This window comes from Thalassococcus sp. S3 (genome assembly GCF_004216475.1).
In the GTDB taxonomy this organism is placed as follows: domain Bacteria; phylum Pseudomonadota; class Alphaproteobacteria; order Rhodobacterales; family Rhodobacteraceae.
Genome location: NZ_CP022303.1, coordinates 1,705,928 through 1,726,801, shown reverse-complemented (window position 1 = coordinate 1,726,801; position 20,874 = coordinate 1,705,928). Strand labels below are relative to the sequence as shown.

Below are 20,874 nucleotides of genomic sequence, written 5' to 3'. Positions count from 1 at the left end.
AGGTTTGCCTGCTCAGATCGTGCGACCTAACCGTTGGGAACGATATGCAAACTCCGCGCGACACTTTTCTCGAGAACCTGCCTCGGGATCTTCAAAAGGCACTGCTCAGGTCGGCCAGACCCCGGCACCTGCCTGCGGAAACCGTGATTTTCCGGGACGCAGAGCAGGCCACCGCGTTCTACGGGCTGCAACGGGGAGAGGTCCGAATTCGCAAAATTCGGGCAGACGGCGCCGAAACCATCCTCACACGCCTCTCGGCGCCTTACTGGTTTGGTGAGATGTCGTTCATCGACGGCGCGCCACGCATGCATGATGCTGTCACGTCGAGCGCGGTCGACCTGCTGGAGGTGCCGGAACGCGCGTTGAGGGAGCTGATGTCCCGGCACCGGGCCCTTCACGACGCCCTTGTCCAGCAGGTCTGCCGTCACACAAGGGCGCTTTACGGTGTGGTCGATGACCTGATGCTCATCTCACCAGAGCGCATGCTGGCCCGCCGGATGATCGAACTGGCCCAGAACAGCCAGGTCCATGCCAGCCAGGAAGAGCTTGCCGCACTTGTCGGGGTGTCCCGGCAAAGCATCAATCGCATCCTTGGTCAATGGCAGGCACGCGGATATGTCCGGCGGGCCTATCGACGCCTCGACGTGCTGAGAGAGGCAGACCTCCGCGCGTTGTGGCAAGCCGGTCCCCGGGGGGAAGTTCCCTTGGGTAAGGAATACCTGCCTATGGCAAATCCGCGTTAACGCTTAAAGGTTAATGCGGGTCGGTCAGGTGGTGTGCATTTCGACTGTTTCCGTTCATTTTTAATAATTTCTTCTGTTAGGCATTTGCGTAATGAGTAGTGTCGTTTCCTCAGCGACATCGTTGGAAGTGCTTTGCCGTCTGGCCGGCTTGCTGGGTCTGGCAACCTACCTGCTTGGATTTGCAGCTCTTCAGATGCGCCTGATTTGTGGCAATGGCGCGATGTTCTCCATTCTGAACATCCTTGCGGCGACGTTGGTGCTGATCGGCCTTTCGGTTGATTTCAACCTGACATCGGCGCTGATCCAGATCAGCTGGATCGCGATCGGGCTGAGCGGGCTGGCCGTGCAATATCGTCTTCGAAAGCGAACTTAGCGCGAATGGCTTGGCGCCCTCCGGCAATGGGGTCATAAGGCGGCAAAAGGAGTTTTGCGCATGACCCAGCCCGCCCCCTACCTGTCCACTGAAATGACGGTCAAGCCGGAATGGATCGACTATAACGGCCATCTGAACATGGCCTACTACAATGTCTTGTTCGACCAGGGTGTCGATGAAATCTACGAAGCCTTCGGGTTCGGCCCGGACTATGCCGAAACCCGCGGTCACACGACCTATACGGCCGAATTTCACGTCTGCTATGTCCGGGAACTGCACCAGGGCGACGCGGTGCGGGTCTCAACCCAATTGCTGGATTTCGATCAAAAGCGGTTTCATACCTATCAGGAGTTACGCCATGTCGATGGATGGCTGGCGGCAACCGCGGAAGGTCTGGGCCTGCATATCGACATGAGCGGACCCAAGGTTGCGCCGATCCCAGCGGACATTCTGGCACGGCTCGACGCAATGAAAAAGACGCACGACGCGCTTGGCTGGCCCGAGCGTGCGGGGCGCAGCATCGGGATCCCCCGCAGGGCCTGACGGCACGGCGCGAGGCGTCTGGTCTTTCGGGTCAGCTTTTCGCATAAAGTGCGCCGAAGCAGTGTCAGAGAGAGACATGAGGCGATACGAATACAAGGTCGTTGCGGCCCCCACCAAAGGTGAAAAGGCAAAAGGTCTCCGTGGGGCCGAAGCAAGGTTTGCCTTCGCGGTTGAACAGGTCATCAACCGCATGGCCGAGGACGGCTGGGAATATCTGCGGTCTGACATGCTGCCTAGCGACGAACGCCAGGGGCTGACGGGCAGCACCACCAACTGGCGGAACCTCTTGGTGTTTTGCCGGCCTGCACAGACGCGGACAGATAGTTTCGCACCGCGCTTGCTGGAAGCGCCCGAACCGGACGACCCACCCGCAGCAGAGGCGCCGCGCACGGACAACGGTGTCGAGGAGCCCGATGAGGTGCCCGAGATCTCGACCGCGCTGCGCGTGCGCGCGGCCCAACGTCAAGGCGCGGCTGATATGCCCAAGACCGCGCCGCATGACGAGGTGCCGGATACACCGAACGATATCGATAAAGGATCCGACGAGGGAACGAGACGCTAGGCGTCTATGTCCAATGCAAGGGCGTGGATCCGGCCGACCAGCTCCGGCCCCAGGGCCGCATGCACCGCGCGATGTCGCGCGATACGCGACTGTCCTGAAAAAGCATCGGACCGAATACGTACGTTGAAATGGCTCTCTCCGCCCTCATGATAGCCGGAATGCCCGCGATGACTTTCGCTGTCGTCGACCACTTCAAGCTCTCTGGGTGCGAAAGCCTGGTTCAGTCTGACGGTGATCTCTTCTGTAACGCTCATGAATGCTCCCGCTCTGTGCCCGGTTCTGTGTCAGGCGCCAAAAAATCTGATGCGCCCTCTTCTATCTGGCGGCGGAGAGATTAAACTCCACCCCTCGAGTCGAAAAGGTCTATCGAAAGGTTCTGCCGAGATGTCCAAACCCGATCCCTTTGGTTTTGATATGTCCGTGTCGTCGGCCAAGAAAAAGAACCCGCGCGGGCGTCGGGGGATGTCGGGTGCGTCGGAAACATCGACGCGGATGTGCGACCACGAGGGATGTCAGGAGCCCGGCAAATACCGCGCGCCCAAGGCGCCCGACGTGCTGGACGACTATTTCTGGTTTTGCCAGCAGCACGTGCGCGAGTACAATCTGAAATGGAATTTCTTCGATGGGACAACCGAGGCCGAGCTGAACGCCCAGATGTCGAAAGACAAGGTCTGGGAGCGGCAGACAAAGCCGATGGGCGATCCAGAGGCCCGTGCCTGGGCCCGGCTTGGCATCGAAGATCCACACCAGGTTCTGGGCGCCAATGCCACGCAAAATCCCGGACGCGGTGGCGGTGCGGGGCGAAAGCTGCCCCCGACCGAGCGGCGCGCCATCGAGATCCTGGATGCCAAGGACACCTGGACGAAAACCGAGGTGCGCAAGGCTTATAAGAAACTCATCAAGGTCCTGCACCCGGATATGAATGGCGGGGACCGCAGCCAAGAAGAACAGCTTCAGGAGGTTGTATGGGCCTGGGACCAGATCAAGGTCAGCCGCAACTTTAAAGATTAATACTCCAAATCATAGTGTTGTCTGAATTTTTTAAAGCTAAGCTTTAACTAATATTACTGCAGCTGCAGACAACCAAAGCCGGCCTGCGCGCGGGAAAATACAGAAGTTGCTATTGCCGCGCACCACCCCGCCCCATGCCACGACCCGCAAGGTAGAATAACTGCACGCAGACCAATATCGTGCGGTTCGCCGAGGACGGCACCCACCGAAATACGATGGCTTTGCCTTCGAGTAGTCTGGACCGCGCCGCGTTTTCGACGACCCGCAACACCTTTCCTAATCCATTGAGCGGTAAACACGTCTCAGATAAGAGCCGATTTCAGGTCGGGCCGGTTTCGCTTCTTGCGGCCTTTCTTTGGTCGTTTGGGCGGGAAATCGCGCGGCTTTCTCCCTAGCGCCTTTCCGATGGGAAGGGGCGGCGCGCTTCCACGCACGCTTTGTCGATCAATTTCCACGCCCTTCCCCTTGCCCTTGTCAGCGTTATGTTGCACGACGGGCTGACGCCCCGAGGCGAGCAGGAAAGGACAACGACATGGCGGATGGCATGATCGACATCGATGCGAAACCAAGCGAAGACATCTCGGTCCGGGAAGTGTTTGGCATTGACACCGACATGACAGTAAAGGGCTTTGCGGAACCTTCGGACCGCGTACCCGAGCTTGATCCGACCTACAAGTTCGATCCCGACACCACGCTCGCCATTCTGGCCGGGTTCAGCCACAACCGCCGCGTGATGATCCAAGGCTATCACGGAACGGGCAAATCAACCCATATCGAACAGGTGGCAAGCCGCCTCAACTGGCCCGCGGTGCGGGTCAACCTGGACAGCCATATCAGCCGGATCGACCTGATCGGCAAAGATGCGATCAAGCTGAAGGACGGCAAGCAGGTGACCGACTTTCAGGAAGGGATCCTGCCCTGGGCGCTGCGCAATCCCACGGCGATTGTCTTTGACGAATACGATGCCGGCCGGGCCGACGTGATGTTCGTGATCCAGCGCGTGCTGGAGGTGGACGGAAAGCTGACGCTGCTCGACCAGAACGAGGTGATCACGCCGCATCCGTATTTCCGGATCTTCGCGACCTCGAACACCGTCGGACTGGGCGACACGACCGGACTTTATCACGGGACCCAGCAGATCAACCAGGGTCAGATGGACCGGTGGAGCCTGGTGGCCACACTCAACTATCTCAGCATCGATGCAGAGACGAACATCGTCCTGTCGAAAGCGCCGCATTACAATACGGAAAGCGGGCGCAAGACCATCAAGCAGATGGTCACGGTTGCCGATCTGACGCGCACGGCCTTCATGAACGGAGATCTCTCCACCGTGATGAGCCCGCGTACGGTGATTGCATGGGCGCAAAACGCAGAGATCTTCCGCAATGTCGGATACGCGTTCCGCCTTAGCTTCCTCAACAAATGTGACGAGCTTGAACGTCAGACCGTGGCGGAATTCTATCAGCGCTGCTTTGATGAAGAACTGCCTGAAAGCGCGGCAAGCACCAGCTTGGGCTGACCCCTCGCCCACCTTGAGGAGGGCCAGCAAACGACCGCTGGCCCAATGCAAACAGAACCACATCGGCAGTTATGACTTGTGCTCCATGCGCGGCCCAAAGCGCGCTTGGTCTATTGCCATGTTTGCAAATCTGTCCGGCATCGCCACGCGCCTCAACGGCACGTGGAGCAACGAGCCGTTGAGGCGCCAGCCCTGACGTTTTCATAATGCGCGCTTGATAAGCGCATATTTAACCATCATGCTCATAATATGAGCAGTATGAAAACAATTCTAGTAGCGATGTTCGTTTTGTTTAGCCTGACGGACGAGGGTGTTTCACATCCCCTTCCGGCACAGGAGCAGACGCAGGTTTTTGCGATATGTGCCGGACGGCTTTCCGCTGTGATGGAGCATCAATGGATGTTCGACGGGGCCGCCTCTGAACGGACACAGAGAGAGCGCGCCGCCCTTATCGCGCTTCTTGAAGCATCCATGCCTCTTGATCGCGGGCGGGAAATCCTGCGTTGGCGGATTGATGCAAAGATTGCACAGGCAGCGCTTTTGTCTCGGGCCACCTTTAATTCCGACCCAGTCGATGCACGGCACGCGGCCCGGCTGGCGGAACAGCGTCGCGCGGAATGTACCGGTTTTCTGCTCAGCTGAAGCAAGGGCCCTTTCGCTGCTCGGGCAAGGATACACGGGGGGGCCTGGCGGACGCGTAGGCAACGAGGCCGGAAAAGGGACGCGCATGCGCCATGACTTTGGGGCCAGTGCCGCGCTCCGCACAACTGTCCGCCAAAGAAAGCGGCAAACGCCTGAATATCTTTACAGGACCGGCAGAATTCATGGACTTGAAGAAGGCGCGCGTCATTAAATTGTTACATGAGGATAGTCGGCAGTCTCATCGCTTTGCTTCTGGCAGGACAGGCCTGGGCCTTACCCACGCAAAGCTACAGTCGCGCGCAAACCTTCGCGGTCTGCTCAGGGCATATGTCGGCCCTGGCCTTGCACCAAAGCAAAGCGCGTGATGCACAAGCCTCTCTGAGTGGCGCGTTGGCACGGATCTTCGAAGAGCTTGCCGAGGCTGTCCGTCCCGACGCGATGGCCGACGGGATCCAGGAAAAGGACACACGGTTCTGGCGCAACGAGGCATGGGCCGAGGTGACAGTGCTTTGGACCCAAGCCTATCTCAGCTTTGATCGCACCACGGCCATGCGGGCAAGCGCACAAATGGCAGAACGGGTGCGGGGATGCCGGGCGCTGGTCCTGGGGGCTGACTAAGTCGCACCGATGCGCACTCCCCGCGCGAAAAGCAGCCATTGCCCCTTGCTTTTCCCCTGCCCCGCCTGATTTATCAGAGGCATGAACAAACCGTCCGACAATCCCGCAGATCCGTTCAAGAAGGCCTTGGCCGAGGCCACAAAAGTCATGGCCGACGACCCGGAATTGACGGTCAGTTACAGCGTCGATCCCTCTGGGCTGAGCGGCGACGCGATGCGTCTGCCACAGGTGAGCCGGCGCATGACGCGGGACGAGGTGATGCTGGCTCGTGGCACCGCGGATGCTTTGGCGCTTCATCGGAAGTATCATGATGGCACCACCCATGCGCGATATGTCCCACAAGGCGATATGGCCCGTGACCTCTATGAGGCGATGGAAACCGCGCGGTGCGAGGCAATGGGCGCGCGGGACATGCCGGGCACGGCTGGCAACATCGACGCCAAGATCGGTCATGAAGCCCTGCGCAAGGGCTATGACCAGTGTAAAGAGCCGGCAGAAGCCCCACTTGCCACGGCGGCCGGCTATCTGATCCGTCATCTGGCCACCGGACGTGATCTGCCAGCAGGTGCGCAGAACGTGATGGAGCTGTGGCGCGGCTTTATCGAGGAGCAGGCCGGCGGCACGCTGGAAAACCTCGACGATATCCTGAACGATCAGACGGCCTTTGCAAAGTTCGCGCGACAGGTGATCACCGATCTCGGCTATGGCGATCAGCTGGGCGACGATCCCGACCAGCTGGATGACGAGCAGGAAGAGGACGCGCAGGACAGCAACGAAGACCAGCAGGAACCAGACAGCACCGGTCAGGAAGACCAGGAGGATCAGGAGGCGGAGGCCAGCCCCGAGCAAAGCCAGGAAGAGCAGCAGGATGCCAGCCAGGCCCAGGTCAGCATGGATGACATGGCCGATCAGGAGATGGGCGAAGAGGCGGAAATGCCAGAGGGCGAAGCGCCTCTGGACCCCCCTACCCCGCAACCGGCGAGCGAGGCCGATCCCGACTATAAGGTCTATCTAGGGGATCACGACGAAGAAATTGCAGCCGAGGATCTGGCCGACCCGGTGGAGCTTGAACGCCTGCGCGCCTATCTCGACCAGCAGCTTGAACCCTTGAAGGGGGCCGTTTCACGGCTTGCCAACAAGCTTCAGAGGCGTTTGCAGGCCCAGCAGAACCGGTCCTGGGAATTCGATCGGGAGGAAGGCATTCTGGATGCCGGGCGTCTGGCCCGGGTCGTGGCCAACCCCACTACGCCATTGAGTTTCAAAGTCGAGAAAGACACCGAGTTTCGGGACACGGTCGTGACGCTGCTTTTGGACAATTCCGGATCGATGCGGGGGCGCCCCATCTCGATCGCCGCGATCTGCGCTGACGTTCTGGCCCGCACGCTGGAGCGGTGCAACGTGAAGGTCGAGATCCTGGGCTTTACCACACGGGCCTGGAAAGGCGGACAGGCACGGGAGGTCTGGCTGGGTGACGGACGCCCGCAGCAGCCGGGCCGACTGAACGACCTGCGGCACATCATCTACAAGTCCGCCGATGCCCCCTGGCGTCGGACACGGCCCAATCTGGGCCTGATGATGAAAGAAGGCCTGCTGAAGGAAAACATCGACGGAGAGGCCCTGGAATGGGCCCACCGCAGGATGCAGGTACGCCATGAAGCGCGGAAGATCCTGATGGTGATTTCCGACGGCGCGCCGGTGGACGATTCAACGCTGTCCGTGAACCCGGCCAATTATCTAGAGAAGCATCTGCGCGATGTGATCGCGATGGTTGAACGCAAGAAAATTGTCGAATTGCTGGCAATCGGTATCGGTCACGACGTGACACGCTATTACGACCGGGCGGTGACGATCACCGATGTCGAGCAGCTTGCAGGTGCGATGACCGAACAGCTTGCCGCGCTCTTTGACAGCGACCCTCGGGCCCGGGCCCGTGTCATGGGGATCAAGAAAGCGGGCTAACGGGCGGCTCTTGGGGCCGAGGCCTGCTTGCCCCGTTTTCAAGGTTTTCCGGTGCGTGATCCACGCAGACATCGGACCAGGCTGTCGAGATAAGCCCGGTGTAAGGCTGGGCAATGCCGCGCAGATGTGCTTGGATGCCGCTTCGGACCCGCGATGACACGTTCATGTTACAAAAAGCGGTGATGAACCAGGAGTTCACCACAAGATCTGGGGAGGATTGAGGGATGGCAGACCATATCAGAATTCGCAAAGCACCGGGCAAGTGGACCGTCCGGTCAGGAGGTGCGGTGCTCGGTGAAAGCGTCAATGCGCTGGAACTGAGCGAGGGGGACTATCCGCCGGTGATCTACTTCCCCCGCGCGGATATCGCGATGGCGATGCTGGATCGCACAGACAAGACGACCCATTGCCCCCATAAAGGCGATGCCAGTTACTTTTCCATTGTGAACCGGTCGAGCGTGTTCGAAAATGCTGTCTGGACCTATGAAGCACCCTTCGAAGCTGTGGCCGAGATCAAGGACCACCTGGCGTTCTATGTCGGTGATGACGTGAAAGTCGAACAGGTTTAGGGCAAGGCATCCCGGCAGTTGTCGGGATGCCTCAACTCACTAAAGCGCCAGGTTTGCCAGCCAGACTGAACGATCTGCCAGCGCTTCCGGCGGCACGCCCTGAAGCTGCACGATCTCTTCGCCAAGGTCATTCCGGACAGAGCTTCCGCCCTCACCGTCGGACACGATGGTGATCCCGTCCAGATCGTCAGCGGGGATCGGTGTTCCGCCTGAGCTCATCAGCATGACCATGTCACCATCGGTCGCGCTGACCTGCAGATCGGCGACGACAACGCCACCATCGGCGCGCTCATCATCAAGGACGTTGAAGAGGTCCGCGCCCGAACCGCCAGTGAGCGTATCGTTGATGTTTCCGGTCAGGACATCATCGCCGTTCCCACCACGCAGCACATCCGCGGCAAAGTCATCCGCGCCTGCATTGCCGAAGAGCGTATCGTTACCTTCGCCACCGAACAGGGTGTCGGAGAATTCCGATCCTTCGGAGCGGAGCACGTCATCTCCCAGCCCGCCGCCGATTTCGCCGTCGCCACCATCATGCGTGATCGTGTCATTGCCAGCGCCGCCGACAATCGAGTCTCCGCCGGACCGGTCGGTGACGACATCGTCACCCTGCCCGGCATTGATGGTGTCGTCTCCTTCGCCGCCGTCCAGCGTGTCGTTGCCATCCTCACCCAGGAGGCTGTCATCTCCGTCATTGCCGTTCATGCTGTCGTCATCATCGCCGCCAGCCAAGGTGTCGTCGCCAAGCCCGCCCGCGAGCGAGTCGTTGCCGTCACCTCCGAACAGTGCATCGTCTCCGGCGCCTCCGCTCACAAGATCCAGACCGTCGCCACCTGCGACCGTATCGTCATCAGCACCGCCCGAGAGGGTGTCGTCGCCTTCATCCCCCTGGATATTATCGTCCTGCGTGCCGCCCAAGATGCTGTCATCGCCGGAACCGCCAAAAGCCGTATCGGCGCCGCTGCCACCCATGATGGTGTCTGCACCGATCCCACCGGCAAGCGAGTCGTCGCCCGCGTCGCCCGACACCATATCGTCGCCGGTGCCACCGTTGGCGGTATCGTCACCGGCATCACCCATCAAGACGTCATCGCCGTTATTGCCCCGCAGGATGTCTTCGCCGCGTCCGCCATCCAGCGTGTCGTCGCCAAAGCCGCCATCCATGAAGTCGCGGTTGAGACCGCCGTTCAGGACATCGTTTCCACCCCAGCCGCGCAGCTCATCCGTGCCCGCGCCACCGTTGATCGTGTCATCGCCCTGTCCACCGGTGAGCGTGTCGGGACCGTTGAAGCCGTTAAGCTCATCGTCACCGTCGCGCCCCAAAAGCAGGTCGCCAATGGACGTTCCGTTCAAAATGTCATCGCCATCCGTGCCACGCGGCGTCGGATCCGGCTCTTCAGGCGTTTGCGTGTCGTCATCATCATCGTCAACCAGGCCGATAAAAGCCAAAGCGCCGAGAGTTACCAATAAAAAAGGCCACATTTACCTATTCCCCCAGAAGCAGTGGGTTCAAAATAAAGAAAAAATCTTAACCTGGTAAAGAAAAATGTGGTTTTTCAAAGGCATTGTATCCGCTACGTCAACACTCAGGGACGGGACGGCCCATTACATCCGATCACGCGATCAATGGCGGATCAGGAATGTTCCTCTGCCGCTGTTGCCGCAAGCGCCCGGTTATAGGCTTTTAGCGCGTCGACGTGGAACAAGGCGCCCTGCAACTCGGGGGCGGCGTTTTCCCCACTGAGGGAAACAACCGGGATGAAGGGGATGCCGGCCCTGTCGAACACCGGCATGGCAGCCTCCAGCGTGGCGTTGACATCGACATAGATGCCTTCGGCGATCATATCCCAGCACTCCGTGACGGGCGCGGCACGGGCATCGTCCGGAGGTCGCATCACGGAAGCGACCCGGAACATGGCCAGCAGATAGGCCTGCGGACCCGCCGCGAGATGAATGCCGCGCCGCTCAAGCTGCGTGAGGAAAAAGGACCGATCGACCAACCGCGAGGCCAATGCCGTCGAAAGCGAGACCGACACCATCACGGCAAGACCTGTCTGCCAGTCGCCGGTCAGTTCGAAAACGATCAGCGTCGTGGAAATGGGCGCGCCAAGCACAGCGGCGGCAACCGCCCCCATTCCGGCCAGAGCATAGAGAGTGTAGGATCCTGAAACATCCGGGAAAATGCCAGTGGCGATCAGTCCAAATCCCAGCCCGGAGAGTGCACCCACCATGAGTGAGGGCGAGAAGACCCCGCCCCCCATCCGGCCGGCAATCGTGATCGCCACGGCGATGGTTTTGAGGATGGCGAAGACCACGGCTTCATGAAGCGCCAATTGACCGGTCAGCGCCAGCGACGTCGTCTCATACCCGACGCCGATGATATGCGGATAGAAAATGGCGATGGCGCCCAAAAGAGCCCCCGCAGCGGTCGGGCGCAACCAGCGTGGAATGCCGCTTCGGGTCTGGATATGGTTGGCGATGTCTTCGGCAAAAAAGATCGCTTTCATCAGCGCCACCGCGATCACTCCGCAGAGCAATCCAAGAATAAGAAAGGCCGGCAGTTCGACATAGAATTGCAGAGCGCCCGGCTGGGCCAGAGTGAACTCCGTCACATCTCCGAATTCCAGCCGGTTGATCACGGTGCCCGCCGCAGAGGCAATGACGATGGGCGCGAAGGCATGCACGGCGAAATGGCGCAAGACCACCTCGAGCGCGAAGAGAGCGCCGGCGATGGGCGCGTTGAAACTGGCCGATACCGCGGCCGCGACCGCGCACCCAAGCAGGTCGCGGCCGGTGATCCCGTCAGCCTTGATCCAGTTGCTCACCCAGGTTGAAAGGACACCCGCGATATGAACGACAGGCCCCTCCCGCCCGGAAGAGCCGCCGGAGCTGAGCGTGATCAGCGAGGCAAAGGCCGATGCAAGGCCCGCTTTCGTTTCCACCCGCCCATCCTGCAACGCGGCCCCTTCGATCACGTCGGCGACAGAGCGTACGCGCGCATCGGGCGTAAACCAATGCAGGATCAGACCGACGACAAGACCGCCACATATCGGAATGATCAACAGGACATACCAAGGCAGCTGTTCGGCAAAGGAGTGAATGTGCTGAATATCCGGCGTTCCGTAAAGCGCCGATTGCAGCATTTCGATCCCCTTGCGGAACAGCAAGGCGGCAAAACCGGCCGCGATTCCGATGGCCAGAGCGATGAACCAGAACTGAACCTGACTTGGCCCGCGATGGCGCAGGACATGCCAGCCGTCTTTGCAGGCAGTCACCGCCTGGTGCAGTTGCTCCGACAGGATCGAGCGCGGGGGCGTCAACATGGAGGGCCCGGAAAATGGTTACATTTTCCGTGTTTAGGCCAGAGATGGAAACAGGGGAACCCCTGGGACACAATACAGCGCGAGAAGTGATGGGGCTGCCGGAATTTGAGACAAATTCCGAGCCTGGAAAATCTTGATTTTCCAGGCTGTTTTCTGTGTCAGAAAACGGGCGCTTGGCCCTGGTCGAGCAAAGATCGTGCCGCTGCACGGGCTTGATCGGTCACTCGGTCGCCCGAAATCATACGGGCGATCTCGTCCACCCGGTCCGTCTCCGGCAGAGGCACGACACGAGACAAGGTCGTCCCGCCTTCGACACGTTTTTCTACACGCCAGTGATGCGCACCCAATGCGGCAACCTGCGGAGAGTGTGTCACGACCAGCACCTGCCCATTGACAGCCAACCCCGCGAGGCGCCGTCCAACCGCATCTGCCGTAGCCCCCCCGACGCCGCGATCAATCTCGTCGAAGATCATCGTGACCCCGCGGCCTTCCCCGCTCAGACACACTTTGAGCGCAAGCAGAAAACGGCTAAGCTCCCCGCCGGACGCGATTTTGTTCAACGGCCCGGCTGGCGCGCCGGGATTGGTGGCGACCGTGAAGACGGCGGCATCACACCCGTCCGGTCCCGGCTCCGCGGCGTCGATCTGGGTCTGAAACACCGCCCGCTCCATTTTCAGCGGTGCCAATTCCGCGGTAACCGCGCGGTCCAGACGCTCTGCCGCGGCGGACCGGGCCTTTGACAAGGCCTTGGCCTCGGCCTCATAAGCCTGACGGGCCAGCTCCATCGCCGCGCGCTTGTCGGAGAGATCCGTCTCCCCCGCATCAAGGCTTGCAAGGCGCTCGCGCAGGCTGTCTGCAAAGACGCTCAATTCGTCCGGTGCGACATCGTGCTTTCGCGCCAAGGCCCGTATCGCGAACAGGCGTTCCTCGGTCGTTTCAAGCTCCGCTGGGTTGAAATCGAGCGCGGTCAATGCGCTTTCCACCCCGCTCTGGGCTTCGCCCAGCTCGATCAACGCCCGATGCAGCGCGGCCAGCGGTGCTTCCAGCAGGTTCTCGTCAGCGGCGCGGTCCACCACGCCCTCCAGCCAGCGCACTGCGTCGCCAATCGCGCCCTCGGCTGCCTCTGGTCCCAAGAGCGCGTGAGCCCGCCCCACATCATCGCGGATCCGCTCCGCGTTCTGCATGCGACGCCGGAGCGTATCAAGCTCCGCCTCTTCGCCGGGCTTTGGATCAAGCGCATCCAGTTCCGCGACCGCATGGCGCAAGAACTCCTCCTCCGAGCGCATGGCGTCCAGCATATCCTGTGCCGCATCCAGAGCTTTGCGCGACTGCATCCAGGACGTCCAGGCCGCCCTCACCTCTTTTCGGGTCCCATCCAGCCCTGCGAAGTCATCGAGGATGACCAGATGCCCCCGCGGGTTCAGAAGACCCCGATCATCATGCTGTCCGTGCAGTTCGACCAGGGTTTCGGAGAGGTTGCGCAGCACATCTCCGGACACGCGACGGTCGTTGATCCATGCTGTCTTGCGCCCATCGGCGGTGTTGACACGCCGCAAGATCAACTCATCCCCGTCCGGCAAGCCCGCCGCAGCCAGAACATCACGCGCCGCGTGTTGGGAAGGAAGCTCGAAAACGGCCACAACCTCGCCTTGTGCGGCCCCCTGACGGACCAGTTCCGCCCGCCCGCGCCATCCCAGAACGAAGCCCAAAGCATCGAGCAGGATGGATTTGCCTGCACCCGTTTCGCCAGTCAGCACGTTGAGACCCGGCTGAAACGTCAGGTCCAGCCGGTCGATGATAAGCATGTCACGGATGTCGAGTGCACGCAGCATCACGAAACCTTGGACGGTGGCTGAACCCGGTTCGAGGTTACAGCCACTCTCCCCTGATCATCTGGCGATAAATCGCGCTGAGCCAATTGTTTCCCCGCACCCGCGGCTCAAGACCGCGTCCTGTCAAAAGACGGTAACTGTCCTCGTACCAATCGGTTGCCTGATAGTTGAAGCCCAGGATCGCGCCCGCCGTCTGCGCCTCGGCATCAAGGCCAAGGGACAGATAGGATTCGACCAATCGGTGCAGTGCCTCGGGCGTATGGCTGGTGGTTTGAAAATCTTCGACCACCACGCGGAAGCGGTTGATCGCCGCCGTGAAATGATCGCGCCGCAGGTAGTACCGCCCGATCTCCATCTCCTTGGCGGCGAGGTGATCGAACGCCAGGTCAAATTTGAGGATCGCGGAATTCGCATATTCGCTGTCGGGATACCGCTCGATCACAGCGCGCAGGGCTTGCAGCGCCTGAAAGGTCAGCCCCTGATCGCGCCCAACCTCATCGATCTGATCATAGTAGCTGAGGGCAAGCAGATACTGCGCATAGGCGGCATCCTCATCCGTCGGATAAAAGTCGATGAACCGTTGCGCCGCCGAACGGCTTTCGGGGTAATCCTGCCCCTGATGGTGGGCGAACGCCTGCATGATCAGCGCCCGCCGCGCCCATGTCGAATAGGGATAAAGCCTTTCGATTTCCGAAAAGTAATATGCGGCGTCGCCGGTCCGGTTGCGGCTCAACTCGAATTCGCCACGCTGAAAGATCTGTTCAGGCGTAAACGCTTCGAGCGATTGTGTCCGGTCCGCCGCCGGCCCGCCGAACAATGCGCCGCCTCCGCCGCCACACCCAGCCGTCAGGGCAGCGACCAAGACAACAAATCCGATCCGCTTGATCCGAGATCCAACGCCCGCCATGCTTGCCTATCCTCATCTTTTCCGCCGGGGCAGCCCCCTGCTTTCGGATCGGTCTAGCACAATAAATTCTGGTGCAAAACGCCTTATGCAACCCTTGTGACGGGCCTTAGGCAACCTCTGGAATTTCAGTCCAGGCCAATCCGACGCCAGGCAGGTTTGCCGTCCTTTCGGCATCGCAAACCACCATACGTGCCGCGCCGGGCGTTTCGAACAAGGCCCGCAGCAACGTGTTGGTCAGGGAATGTCCCGCGCGAACGCCGGAATAGTGGCCTAGGATCGGCCCGCCGGCCAGCGCCAGATCACCCAAAGCATCAAGCATCTTGTGGCGTACCGGCTCATCCGGGTGGCGCAGACCGCCCGGGCTGAGAACGTCATCGCCGTCAAAGACCACCGCATTGATCCCGGACGCACCGCCCAGTGCCAAACCGTTTGACTGCATCGCGTCGATATCGGCCTGACGGCAGAACGTTCTGCTGTCGCACAATTCCCGCGCAAAGGCCCCGTTGGACATCACCAAGGACCGGCTCTGCTGACCGATTGCCGCATCATCAAAGTCGATGTGGAAATCGATCACCAGCTTTTCCGCCGGAATAAGCGATGCCCGCGCACCGTCCTTTTCGACCGAAACGGGCTTGAGCACCTGGATCGCACGCACCGGCGCTGCCAGCTGCCTGATCCCGCGAGACATGATGCCCCGAACGAATTCGGCCGCCGAACCGTCTAGTATCGGAACTTCGGGTCCATCCAGTTCGATCAGCGCGTTATGGATGCCGCATCCCGCAAGGGCCGCCATCACATGTTCCACCGTCGAAACCGAAGTCCCCGCCGGATTGATCAGCTTGGTGCAAAGAGGAGACCGTTCGACATTGTGCCAGATCGCCGACACCATCCGGTCGCCCAGAGAGATATCGTTGCGACGAAACCAGATACCATGTTCCGCAGAAGCCGGACGGATCACCATCCGGACAGTTTTGCCTGTATGTAGCCCCACGCCTTCAAAGTAGGCCGGAGATTTTATCGTATTTTGCACGTTCCACCCCTTGGGGTCTGCTTCATAGCGCCTGACTTGGCGTTCTTTGTTAATGGGTTAAAGGGGGGAAGTGTTCCGCTCAACTCAATCTTTGCAACGGTTTGAAACATGAATGCAACAAAGCGGCAACCCATCGCTGCATCTGCAGAAAGAGTTTGATTTAAAAAGGAAAAAAGCCGCCCTAGGGCGGCTTTAATCGACATATCGTGAGGACGTCAGTTTGCTTGACGCCGCAGGAATGCGGGGATTTCGATCCGCTCCTGCTCTGGGTCAGGCTCGGCCTGCGGACGCGCGGCCACGCCAGGCTGCGGCGCGGGCTGTTGAACAACAGGTTGCTGACGGGGTTGTGCCGCCGCTGCGGGCTGATCGGATGCATGGCCGGTCATGCGGTTGATCAGAGAGTTGATCCCGAACCGTGCCCGCTCGTGCGCGGGCTCCTCCCCTTCGGCGGCGGGTTGCGCGGAGGACGCAACCGCTGCGGCTGGCGGCGCGGCAGCCGGCACCTTTTGCGCGGCGGCTCTCAGACGCTCAAGCGCTTCGGGGGAAGGTGTGCCCGGCGCTGGCGGTTTTGGTGCCACGAAGGTCTCCGGTTCTGCCTCAAGCGCATCTGGTTGAGGTTGGAACGCGGCCACTTGCGGCTGATAAGCCGGCGGTGGCAACCCGTCATCATCGGCAACCGTTGTCTCGGGCGCTTCCGGCTCGAACATGTTGGCCTGGGCCACTTCAGTGACCTCTTCCGGCGCCGCTGTGAAGAGCGAGGGTTCTTCCGCTGCAGCGGCCACGGGGCTGACTGCGGGCTCTTCGTACATCGCAGCCTCTGGAGCGGCCGGTGTCTCAGCGGCCTGCCTCAACGGGCTGGCGAGAGAGCGGCGCGGAACGGGGATATCGGTCTGCACCTCGGTCGCGTCAATGCCGGTCGCGACCACACTGACACGCATCACGCCGTCCATACCCGTATCCAGGGTCGAACCAACGATGATGTTGGCGTCGGGGTCCACCTCCTCGCGGATGCGGTTGGCGGCCTCGTCCAATTCGAACAGGGTCAGATCGTGGGCGCCGGTGATGTTGATCAACACGCCTTTCGCGCCCCGCAGCGAAATCTCGTCAAGGAGCGGATTGGCGATTGCCTTCTCGGCGGCCTGCACGGCGCGATCTTCGCCTTCGGCTTCGCCGGTGCCCATCATTGCCTTGCCCATCTCGTCCATCACGGCACGAACATCCGCGAAGTCGAGGTTGATCAGGCCGGGTCTCACCATCAGATCGGTTACACCCTTAACACCTTGATAAAGCACGTCATCCGCCATCGAGAACGCCTCGGTAAAGGTCGTTTTCTCATTGGCCAGACGGAACAGGTTCTGGTTCGGGATGATGATCAGGGTATCGACCACCTTTTGCAGGCTGTCCACGCCATCCTCGGCCTGCCGCATGCGCTTGGCGCCTTCGAACTGGAAGGGCTTCGTCACGACGCCGACGGTCAAAACGCCAAGCTCACGCGCCGCTTGCGCAATGATGGGCGCAGCGCCTGTTCCGGTGCCACCGCCCATACCGGCGGTGATAAAGCACATATGCGCCCCGGCAAGATGATCGACGATCTGCTCGATACTCTCCTCCGCGGCGGCCGCGCCGACCGTGGCACGCGCACCCGCGCCCAGCCCTTCGGTCACCTTCACGCCAAGCTGTATCTTTGCCTTGGCCGAGCTTTGCTGGAGGGCCTGCGCATCGGTATTGGCGACAACGAAGTCGACACCGTCGAGCTGTTTTTCAATCATGTTGTTGACGGCATTGCCGCCTGCCCCCCCGACGCCAAACACGGTGATCCGGGGTTTCAGGTCTTCATGACCGGGCATCGAAAGGTTCAAAGTCATCTACTCTGTCCGCCTGTGTTACTGCCGCCTATGCGGGCGTTTTTTGTGCCTACCGCTCTCAGACTACCGTGACCCAAGCGCAACGTCACCTAAAAAACGCCAAATTACCGCAAAATATGGCCTTATTTTTGCCACAATCCGCCGGATTTCGGACAATCGGCAAGATCTTGCGTCTACCAGTTGTCCCGGAACCATTTCACGGCCCGTCGAAAGGACCGCGCGGGATAGCGATTTGCAGGAAATTCAAAGTCCCACCATTCGTCCTGGGGATTCGCCGCAAAGAGAGAGAGGCCCACGGCGGAGGTAAAGCCAGGCCCCGTGGCCGCCTGCGGCAGACCATGAACGCGCAATGGACGGCCCAACCGCACCTGTTGACCCAGAATGCGAGAGGCCAGCCCGTCGAGCCCGGGGATCTGACTGCCACCGCCGGTCAGCACGATTTGCTGGCTGGGCAGGTGGTCAAAGCCCGCGGCATCAAGACGCGCACGGACCTCTTCCAGGATTTCCTCGACACGGGGGCGCATGATGCCGATCAATTCTGCCCGTGAGACGGTGCGCCGGTCGTGTTCCCAATCGCCGGTATCGCCGCCGATCTCGATCATCTCGCGGTCATCCATCCCGGTCGCGTGCACACCGCCGTAAAAGGTTTTGATGCGCTCGGCATTGGCGGTCGGCACCTGCAGACCCATCGAGATGTCACCTGTGACGTGATCTCCGCCCATGCGCACGCTGTCGGCGTAGATCATATGCTTTTTCATGAAGATAGAAACACCGGTGGCCCCGCCGCCCAGGTCGATGCAGGCCGCCCCCAGCTCCTGTTCGTCTTCGACCAGAGAGGCGATGCCCGATACGTAGGCCGAAGAGGCGATGCCCGCGAGTTCAAGATCACACCGCTTGATACAATGCGCCAGGTTCTGGATCGCATCCGCATCGACGGTCAGCATGTGCATGTCCACCGAAAGCTGCTGGCCCAGCTGTCCCCTCGGGTCGGAAAGGCCGGATCGATGATCGATGGCGAAATTCACGGGTTGCGCGTGCAGCACCTCCCGGCCCGCGCCGAATTCCGGCACCTGGCAGTCCGCGAGAACATGGGCCACTTCCTGTTCACTGACCACCTGACCGCTCAGATCAATCTGTGCATCAAGACCGTAGGACCGCGGATTGGCCCCCGAAAAGCATGCGATCACGTGATCAACGCGAATATTGGCCATTTTTTGGGCCGCCTGAAGCGCTGTGCGGATCGCGCGCTCTGTCTCTTGCATGGCGGTCACTTCGCCGAACTGAACGCCGCGCGACCGGGTGGTCGCCGCCCCAACAACGCGAAATCCCGTCTGGCCGGCAAGCGAGCCGATCTCTGCGTCTTCATCCAGCCGGCCCGACCCGTCGAAGCGCAGCACCAGACAGGCAATCTTGGAGCTGCCTACGTCCAGGATCGCCACAACACCGCGTTGCAGCGCCTGTTTGCGCATCTGCCGCATCGCCCGTTGGGATTGATAGAGATCGGTCATCTTCGTTTGCCCGCCTTGGTCTTCTTGTTATTGCCCGCCGCCATTGATCGCCCGGATCCGCCACCAGTCCTTTAGGGCGGCATCGGTCATTTGCAGGGTCGGGCGCGCGGACAGCCGCATATCCACGACAGCCACGTCGCGCTCCAACATGTCATCTGCCTCGCTGAGGGTGATCACCCGCTCCAATGCCTGTACCGCCCCGTCCTCGGGCAGAAGTATGCGCTGATTGCGATCAAGAACGACGTCCCAGCGCCGCTCTCCAATCCGGACCAGCCCCCTGAGCCGCGAGCCAAGCGGCTCGGCGGCTGCAAAGATCGCGATAGCTTCCTCTACATGCCCGTCCGCCCCGTCGCCGGCGATCAAGGGAAGATCAGGACGTTCGGCCCGGTGCGGGACCATCCCCACATGCACGCCTTCGGGATCGAGCACTTCCAGCCCGTCGCGCGTCCGCCAGAGCAACGCTGGCACGCGTTCAGTGACATCGATCTGAAGCACGCCGCCCGGACGGATCCGCACGCTGGCATCGCGAACCGGATCGAGGCCGGTGATCGTGTTGCGCACGTTTTCCAGGTCCAGATCGAAAGAGCTTATCGGAAAGTCGAGCGGCAGCACCTCGCGAATATCTTCCGACACATCCCGACCGGCCCCGTCGATGGCCATCAGGTTGACCATGAATTCGGGCCGTTCCTGGATGCTGGCCTTCAGGTCGACAAAGGCCAGATTGATTCGGTCTCTGTTCTCTTCGTTGGCCAGCCAGGCAGAGGCGAGCAGGAACGTGATGCAAAAGGGCAAACCGGCCCGGAGCATCAGGCGAATGCCCGGCGTGAGCATCCAGCGCTGCATTCGGTAATGCAGGCGCGAAGGGGCCGGATCCGGGCGATGCTCTACCTGTTGCATGATGCATCCTCAACGATCCAGGCGCAGAACTCGCCGAAAGAGTAACCGCATGCCGCCGCCTGTTCGGGGGTGAGCGATGTGGGCGTCATGCCCGGCTGCGTGTTGGTTTCCAGAAGATACAGACCATCAGCGCCCAAGGCCTCATCCCAGCGGAAATCGGTGCGAGAGACGCCACGACATCCCAGCGCCACATGTGCCCGACGGGCATAATCGAGGCAAAGATCGAAGACATCCGCGGGGATATCCGCAGGGACGACGTGACGGGATCCGCCGGGTTTGTATTTGGCGTCGTAATCGTACCAGCCATCGGTCTGGATTTCCGTGACCGTCAGGGCCCGGTCGCCCATCACCGTCACGGTCAACTCGCGCCCGGCTATGAACGCTTCGACCATGACGGTCTGCGGCATCTCCGAGGAAAGTTGCGGCGGGCCGTTCGCCGCTTCATGGACCAGATAGACGCCGACGCTCGACCCTTCGTTGTTCGGTTTGACGACGTAGGGAGGCGTTATGACATGGCTGGCCATCACCTGATCCTTGTCGAAGAGGCCCGATGCAGCGATGGGCAACCCTTCCGCCGCGAAGGCGGCCTTGCTGCGGTCCTTGTCCATGGCGAGTGCGGAGGCCAGAACGCCGGAATGCGAATAGGGCAGACCCATCCATTCCAGCATGCCCTGCACGCAGCCATCCTCGCCCCAGCGTCCGTGAAGCGCGTTGAAGACGGCATCGGGGGCTGCCTGTGCAAGATCGGCACAAAGATCGGGCCCGGCGTGGATCTCGACCACGTCGTACCCCTCGCCACGCAAGGCCGCTGCGCATTCGCGCCCGGTGACGAGCGATACCTCACGCTCGGCCGAGGGGCCGCCCATGAGTACCGCAACCTTTGGGTATGTCCTGCTCGACTGACCCACACGTGCCTCAAATGTACCGGGACCTTTGAACGGTCCCTTGTTGTCATCCGCCATACCGAGGCGGC

20 protein-coding genes are annotated in these 20,874 nt (G+C 60.8%); 10 read left to right on the top strand and 10 right to left on the bottom strand.

What is annotated here, in order from left to right; translation table 11 throughout:
* Positions 1-44: 44 nt before the first annotated feature.
* The 4 genes from CFI11_RS08545 to CFI11_RS08530 all read left to right on the top strand — a co-directional run bounded on the left by CFI11_RS08545 (position 45) and on the right by CFI11_RS08530 (position 2,221).
* Positions 45-743: a Crp/Fnr family transcriptional regulator gene (locus CFI11_RS08545; protein ID WP_130404966.1), complete on the top strand. Its 699-nt coding sequence runs from the start codon at positions 45-47 to the stop codon at positions 741-743.
* A gap of 91 nt (positions 744-834) precedes the next feature.
* Positions 835-1,116, top strand: a complete 282-nt coding sequence (locus CFI11_RS08540; protein WP_130404964.1) for a hypothetical protein — start codon at positions 835-837, stop codon at positions 1,114-1,116.
* Between the two features lie 60 nt (positions 1,117-1,176).
* Complete coding sequence (locus tag CFI11_RS08535) at positions 1,177-1,659, top strand: thioesterase family protein (RefSeq protein WP_130404962.1); 483 nt, start codon at positions 1,177-1,179, stop codon at positions 1,657-1,659.
* A gap of 76 nt (positions 1,660-1,735) precedes the next feature.
* Entirely contained in the window at positions 1,736-2,221 is a 486-nt protein-coding gene (locus CFI11_RS08530) for a DUF4177 domain-containing protein (RefSeq protein ID WP_130404960.1), read from the top strand.
* Here CFI11_RS08530 and CFI11_RS08525 read toward each other — a convergent pair.
* The gene (locus CFI11_RS08525; protein WP_130404958.1) at positions 2,218-2,475 is read right to left on the bottom strand and encodes a BolA family transcriptional regulator; all 258 of its coding nucleotides are present in this window, start codon (positions 2,473-2,475) and stop codon (positions 2,218-2,220) included. The genes CFI11_RS08530 and CFI11_RS08525 overlap by 4 nt on opposite strands.
* A 130-nt stretch (positions 2,476-2,605) precedes the next feature.
* On the opposite strand from CFI11_RS08525, the gene CFI11_RS08520 reads away from it, so the two are divergent.
* From CFI11_RS08520 to CFI11_RS08495, 6 genes are all read left to right on the top strand, one after another.
* Positions 2,606-3,232 (top strand): J domain-containing protein, encoded by a 627-nt coding sequence (locus CFI11_RS08520; RefSeq protein ID WP_130404956.1) that lies wholly within the window; start codon positions 2,606-2,608, stop codon positions 3,230-3,232.
* A 532-nt stretch (positions 3,233-3,764) separates the two neighbouring features.
* The gene (gene cobS, locus CFI11_RS08515; RefSeq protein WP_130404954.1) at positions 3,765-4,751 is read left to right on the top strand and encodes a cobaltochelatase subunit CobS; all 987 of its coding nucleotides are present in this window, start codon (positions 3,765-3,767) and stop codon (positions 4,749-4,751) included.
* Positions 4,752-5,030: 279 nt separating this feature from the next.
* Complete coding sequence (locus CFI11_RS08510) at positions 5,031-5,393, top strand: hypothetical protein (RefSeq protein WP_130404952.1); 363 nt, start codon at positions 5,031-5,033, stop codon at positions 5,391-5,393.
* Positions 5,394-5,612: 219 nt separating this feature from the next.
* A complete protein-coding gene (locus tag CFI11_RS08505; protein WP_130404950.1) occupies positions 5,613-6,011 on the top strand; it encodes a hypothetical protein in 399 nt (132 codons plus the stop codon).
* Positions 6,012-6,092: 81 nt separating this feature from the next.
* Positions 6,093-7,970, top strand: a complete 1,878-nt coding sequence (cobT, locus tag CFI11_RS08500; RefSeq protein ID WP_130404948.1) for a cobaltochelatase subunit CobT — start codon at positions 6,093-6,095, stop codon at positions 7,968-7,970.
* A 224-nt stretch (positions 7,971-8,194) separates the two neighbouring features.
* A complete protein-coding gene (locus tag CFI11_RS08495) occupies positions 8,195-8,539 on the top strand; it encodes a DUF427 domain-containing protein (protein ID WP_130404946.1) in 345 nt (114 codons plus the stop codon).
* A gap of 39 nt (positions 8,540-8,578) precedes the next feature.
* On the opposite strand, the gene CFI11_RS08490 is transcribed toward CFI11_RS08495, so the two are convergent.
* The 9 genes from CFI11_RS08490 to CFI11_RS08450 all read right to left on the bottom strand — a co-directional run bounded on the left by CFI11_RS08490 (position 8,579) and on the right by CFI11_RS08450 (position 20,809).
* Positions 8,579-9,988 (bottom strand): calcium-binding protein, encoded by a 1,410-nt coding sequence (locus tag CFI11_RS08490; protein WP_165390219.1) that lies wholly within the window; start codon positions 9,986-9,988, stop codon positions 8,579-8,581.
* Between the two features lie 185 nt (positions 9,989-10,173).
* On the bottom strand, positions 10,174-11,862 hold the full coding sequence (locus tag CFI11_RS08485; RefSeq protein WP_130404942.1) for a chloride channel protein: 1,689 nt from the start codon (positions 11,860-11,862) through the stop codon (positions 10,174-10,176).
* 158 nt (positions 11,863-12,020) lie between these two features.
* Positions 12,021-13,694 (bottom strand): DNA repair protein RecN, encoded by a 1,674-nt coding sequence (recN, locus tag CFI11_RS08480; protein ID WP_130404940.1) that lies wholly within the window; start codon positions 13,692-13,694, stop codon positions 12,021-12,023.
* Between the two features lie 37 nt (positions 13,695-13,731).
* Complete coding sequence (locus CFI11_RS08475) at positions 13,732-14,601, bottom strand: outer membrane protein assembly factor BamD (protein WP_130404938.1); 870 nt, start codon at positions 14,599-14,601, stop codon at positions 13,732-13,734.
* Positions 14,602-14,707: 106 nt separating this feature from the next.
* Complete coding sequence (gene lpxC, locus CFI11_RS08470; protein WP_130404936.1) at positions 14,708-15,631, bottom strand: UDP-3-O-acyl-N-acetylglucosamine deacetylase; 924 nt, start codon at positions 15,629-15,631, stop codon at positions 14,708-14,710.
* Between the two features lie 215 nt (positions 15,632-15,846).
* Positions 15,847-17,496 (bottom strand): cell division protein FtsZ, encoded by a 1,650-nt coding sequence (gene ftsZ / locus CFI11_RS08465; protein WP_130404934.1) that lies wholly within the window; start codon positions 17,494-17,496, stop codon positions 15,847-15,849.
* A gap of 173 nt (positions 17,497-17,669) precedes the next feature.
* A complete protein-coding gene (gene ftsA / locus CFI11_RS08460; RefSeq protein ID WP_130404932.1) occupies positions 17,670-19,004 on the bottom strand; it encodes a cell division protein FtsA in 1,335 nt (444 codons plus the stop codon).
* 27 nt (positions 19,005-19,031) lie between these two features.
* A complete protein-coding gene (locus tag CFI11_RS08455; protein ID WP_130404930.1) occupies positions 19,032-19,901 on the bottom strand; it encodes a cell division protein FtsQ/DivIB in 870 nt (289 codons plus the stop codon).
* Positions 19,889-20,809, bottom strand: a complete 921-nt coding sequence (locus CFI11_RS08450; RefSeq protein ID WP_130409969.1) for a D-alanine--D-alanine ligase — start codon at positions 20,807-20,809, stop codon at positions 19,889-19,891. Before CFI11_RS08450 ends, CFI11_RS08455 begins: the two co-directional genes overlap by 13 nt.
* Positions 20,810-20,874 lie beyond the last annotated feature (65 nt).